Here is a 4,100-nt window from a genome sequence, read left to right on the forward strand (position 1 = left end):
GCTTCCTATTCAAAACCCTCTCAAAAAATCGGGAAGTAATTTTTTGCGTCATACTATGACATGAAATTAGCAGGATTTTTAAGAAAAGCCAATTAATTTCGTATCCTGTTAAGTGTAATACAAATTCTACACCACATACCCACATCAACGATCAAACAAACAAAAAATGAAACAATTGCTAAAAACGTTACTTATCGCAGTTCTTGTACTGTTGGGTACGCAAATTTTCGCCCAGGAGCGCTTCGGAAAACTCCTCAAAAACAAGCCCGGCGTGGTCTCGTACACCTTTCGCAATGAATTTGCCAAAGATGTACCCAAAACCCTGGACAACATCAAGGCCATGGGCATCACCAACATCGAATTTTCCAATCTTTTTGGTAAAACGGCTTCCGAACTGCGCAGCATGCTGGACGCTCGGGGAATGATTTGCACCAGCTATGGCGTGAGTTACGACGCCTTACAAAATAAAGCAACGCAGGTGATGGAAGAAGCAAAAATCCTCGGTGCCGAGTTTGTACGCGTGGCCTGGATTCCTCATACTGGCCCAATGGATTTGGCGCTGGCGCAAAAAACCGTGGCCGATTTTAATGTTTTTGGTAAAAAATTGCAGGAAAGTGGCCTGACTTTCTGTTACCACAACCACGGATTTGAATTTCTGCCTTATGGCGAAGGCACCTATTTTGACTACATCGTACAAAATACCGATCCCAAGTACGTCTCTTTTGAAATGGACATCCTTTGGGTATTTCACCCGGGCGCAGATCCGGCAGCACTGCTCAAAAAGTACCCAAATCGCTTTCGCCTCATGCACGTCAAAGACCTGAAAAAAGGCGTGAAAGGTGACTTCTCCGGCGGCACTCCTCCCGAAAACGATGTAACCCTGGGAACAGGTCAGCTCAATTTGCCCCAAATCATGAAGGCTGCCCGCAAGACCAAAATCCAACACTTTTACATCGAGGATGAAAGTCCAAAATCCAATGAGCAGGTACCGGTGAGCTTGGCCTATTTGAAAGGATTGTAACGATGAGTATAGCCATAGAAATTGGTGGATCCAAGCTTCAGATTGCTACAGGAGATCCAAAAACGGGTACCATCCACGAGTTGTACCGCTATCAGGTCGATAAAGCGCAAGGTGCAAGCGGGATTTTAGAGCAGATTGAACAAACCCTCTGGGATTTGCATCGGGTTCCCAAGGCCATCGGCATTGGTTTTGGAGGCCCACTCAATCACGAAACGGGCACAATTGCCACCTCCCACCAGATTGGTGGATGGTCTGATTTTGAATTAAAAAAATGGGTTCAGGAGCGATACGATGTCCCGGTGGTTATCGACAACGATGCCAATGCCGCGGCCTTGGGTGAAGCGCTTTTTGGGGTTGGCCGAACCCATAAACGGGTATTTTACATCACCTTGGGCAGTGGGGTTGGCGGAGGCATGGTCATCAACCGGGCACTCTACCACGGCACTGTACCCGGCGAAGCAGAAGTTGGTCAACTGGCCTTGACCAAAACGGGCGCTACCCTGGAATCGTTGTGTTCGGGCTGGGCGCTGGATGCCAAAATCAGGGCGCTGCTACCTGAATTGGACGAGCAGGCTCCGCTCAAACAGCTGGTTGGAAATCATACGTTTGGAGAAGCCAGGTTTTTGTTGCCTGCCATCCAACAAAAAGATGAATTGGCTATCCGGCTACTCCTTGAACATGCCGACAACCTGGCCTGGGGACTATCGCATGTGGCCCACTTGTTTCATCCCGACATCATCGTACTGGGTGGGGGTGTTTCACTGATCGGAGAGCCGCTGCGAGCTGCTGTTCAACAAGCGTTGCCAAAGTATTTGGTAAAATCTTTTCAGCCTGGCCCTGAAATTGCGCTGGCCGAATTGAGAGAAGAAGTGGTGTTGGTGGGCGCATTGTGTATGCTCAACTTCTAAAAACAAAAAATGGACTCTAACGCATTCATAAAGGACTACCTCGAAAAGCATCAAAAGCTGATACACAGTTTGCCGCAGGCGAAGATTGCCGAGTTGATCTCGATTTATGAAAAAGCCTGGCAGGAAGAACGCCAGATGTTTGTGTGTGGCAACGGCGGCAGTGCCTCCAATGCCTCCCATTTCATTACGGATTTGAGCAAGGCTGCTTCCGACAAAATGAGCAAACCCTTCAAGGGCATGTGCCTCAATGAGCACATGTCCTGGATCACTGCACTGGGCAACGATTATGCATACGAAGACATTTTTGTGCGCCAACTCATGAATTTTGCCCAAGCGGGCGACCTGTTCATGGTATTGAGCGTAAGTGGCAACTCACCCAACCTCGTCAAGGCCGTCAAATGGGCCAAAGACAAGGGGGTGTATACCATTGCCCTGGTGGGTGGCAAACCCTGCCAATTGGCAGACCTGGCCGATTTTGTGATTGCCCTGGAGGAGACCCACTATGGCCGGGTCGAAGATGCACAGATGGGGATTTGCCACATGGTGTGTTACGCGTTTATTGAAAAGGTATGAAAGTTTAGCACCTCGCCTTCGGCGATGCGACAAAACAAATTTTTAGCCAGAATACCAGCAATTCCGCAATTATGCAAAATCCACAACCGAATAATCCACTGCACGGCATCACGCTCGAAAAAATCCTGCTCCATCTGGTCGAAGTATACGGCTGGGAAGAAATGGGCCGTCAGGTCAAAATCCGTTGCTTCAACTTGGATCCCAGCATCAAATCGAGTCTGACGTTTTTGCGCAAAACGCCCTGGGCCCGCGAGCAAGTAGAAAACCTGTACCTGGAGAGCTTGAAATAAAACACCGCAATCTGCCTTTGGGAAAATACATCAACCTATGGCCATCTTCATCACCATCGCGGGCATTCTGCTGCTGGTTTTTTTGATTTCCTATTTCAGGATACATACGTTTTTGGCGTTCCTGCTAGCGGCCATGGCCATTGGTTTGGCCTTGGGCATGCAACCCCTGCCCCTGATGCAAGCCATCCAAAACGGGATTGGCAGCACGCTGGGTTCCATTGTGGGCATTATTGCCCTAGGTGCCATGCTGGGCAAGTTAATCGGTGCCAGTGGGGCTACGCAGCAGATTTCCTCCAAAATGATTGAGTTGGTGGGGACGAAGCACATTCGCTGGGCATTTATGATTACGGGGTTTATTGTGGGATTGCCCTTGTTTTACTCGGTAGGCTTTATGCTCATCGTGCCTCTGGCCATCACGGTAGCGCATCGGTACAAGCTTTCGGCGGTGTACGTCAGCTTGCCCTTGCTGGCTTCTCTGGCCGTAACCCAGGGCTATTTGCCGCCGCATCCTGCGCCGCTCTATCTGGTCAAACAGCTGCACGCGGATATGGGATTGACGCTCTTTTACGGCATCATCATTTCTGTACCGGCCATTTTGATTTCGGGCGCTTTGTACGGCTCGACGGTCAAGGGATATACCATGGAGCCGAATCTGTCTTTTGTAGCACCGCAGTTGCCTCCCGAAGCATTGCCCTCCGTCTTGATCAGTTTTTTGGCCGTGCTTTTGCCGATCATCCTGATTGGCGTCAGCACCATCGTCACCCCTTATCTGGCCGATGGGACACTCCTCAAGTCCTTCTTCCTCTTCATCGGCGATGCCACGGTGAGTTTGTTGATTGCAGTATTGTTTGCTTCGCTGACCTTGGGGACTTTCAAAGGCAAAAGCAACCAACAAATCAGCCAGTATTTTGTAGATGCGGTGAAAGACGTGGCGGGGCTTTTTTTGATCTTTGGTGGAGCCGGCGCCTTGAAACAAGTACTGAGCGACGGCGGCGTATCTCAAACCATTGCCGATTATCTACAACATTCCAATCTGAATCCTTACGTGCTGGGTTGGAGCATCGCTGCGGTGATCCGGGTTTGCGTCGGTTCATCAACGGTTGCTGGCATCACCACGGCGGGGTTTATTGTACCGCTGCTGAGCAATCCGGCCATCAATCCCAACTTGATGGTATTGAGCATTGGCGCAGGCAGCATGATGTTTTCGCACGTCAACGATACTGGCTTCTGGCTTTTCCGAGAGTATTTCCAATTGTCGATGAAAGACACCATCAAAACCTGGTCGGTGATGGATACCTTGGTATCGGT

5 protein-coding genes are annotated in these 4,100 nt (G+C 49.7%); all 5 read left to right on the plus strand.

What is annotated here, in order from left to right; genetic code table 11:
- Window positions 1-166: 166 nt before the first annotated feature.
- Window positions 167-1,021 carry a sugar phosphate isomerase/epimerase family protein gene (locus ABW391_RS27675; RefSeq protein ID WP_353485148.1) on the plus strand — a complete coding sequence of 285 codons (855 nt, stop codon included), beginning with the start codon at window positions 167-169 and terminating at the stop codon, window positions 1,019-1,021.
- Between the two features lie 2 nt (window positions 1,022-1,023).
- Complete coding sequence (locus ABW391_RS27680; protein WP_353485149.1) at window positions 1,024-1,929, plus strand: ROK family protein; 906 nt, start codon at window positions 1,024-1,026, stop codon at window positions 1,927-1,929.
- 9 nt (window positions 1,930-1,938) lie between these two features.
- The gene (locus ABW391_RS27685) at window positions 1,939-2,502 is read left to right on the plus strand and encodes a D-sedoheptulose-7-phosphate isomerase (protein WP_353485150.1); all 564 of its coding nucleotides are present in this window, start codon (window positions 1,939-1,941) and stop codon (window positions 2,500-2,502) included.
- Window positions 2,503-2,573: 71 nt separating this feature from the next.
- Window positions 2,574-2,792, plus strand: coding sequence for a VF530 family protein (locus tag ABW391_RS27690; protein WP_353485151.1), 219 nt, complete (start codon window positions 2,574-2,576; stop codon window positions 2,790-2,792).
- 37 nt (window positions 2,793-2,829) lie between these two features.
- A partial coding sequence (locus tag ABW391_RS27695; RefSeq protein WP_353485152.1) for a gluconate:H+ symporter occupies window positions 2,830-4,100 on the plus strand: 1,271 nt, incomplete at its 3' end.

This window comes from Haliscomenobacter sp., assembly GCF_040403615.1.
Taxonomy (GTDB): Bacteria; Bacteroidota; Bacteroidia; order Chitinophagales; family Saprospiraceae; genus Haliscomenobacter.

Coding starts and splice junctions, on each gene's coding strand:
- ABW391_RS27675 (WP_353485148.1), top strand. CDS start 167: ATGAAACAATTGCTAAAAACGTTACTTATCGCAGTTCTTGTACTGTTG.
- ABW391_RS27680 (WP_353485149.1), top strand. CDS start 1,024: ATGAGTATAGCCATAGAAATTGGTGGATCCAAGCTTCAGATTGCTACA.
- ABW391_RS27685 (WP_353485150.1), top strand. CDS start 1,939: ATGGACTCTAACGCATTCATAAAGGACTACCTCGAAAAGCATCAAAAG.
- ABW391_RS27690 (WP_353485151.1), top strand. CDS start 2,574: ATGCAAAATCCACAACCGAATAATCCACTGCACGGCATCACGCTCGAA.